Below are 255 nucleotides of genomic sequence, written 5' to 3'. Positions count from 1 at the left end.
TTATCGGCGCGGTCGTTGGCCGGCCGGATTCCGGTGGTTTCATGACCACCTCGCGGTGGTCGGTGGACGGGCACCCCTGGCTGGGTGATCACACCGTCGGTGATGTCGTCGTCGTGCCGAGCGCGGCGTTGGTCGAGCTGGCCATCCGGTTCGGTGACGAGGTGGGCAGTCCGGTGGTCGAGGAGTTGACCGTGGACCGGCCCGTGCTGTTGCCGCTGCGTGGTGGCAGAGCCGTTCAGATGACCGTCGGGGAGG

General features: G+C 68.2%; 1 protein-coding gene. It reads left to right on the top strand.

The window, feature by feature from the left end:
• Positions 1-41 precede the first annotated feature (41 nt).
• The coding region (locus QQM72_RS40795; RefSeq protein WP_314225850.1) for a hotdog family protein at positions 42-255 on the top strand (214 nt) is incomplete at its 3' end.

Origin of the sequence: Streptomyces zaehneri (genome assembly GCF_032248645.1) — a bacterium.
Taxonomy (GTDB): Bacteria; Actinomycetota; Actinomycetes; order Streptomycetales; family Streptomycetaceae; genus Streptomyces; species Streptomyces coriariae.
Note: the sequence above shows the minus strand (reverse complement) of the source record. Positions and strands in the feature narration are given on the sequence as shown.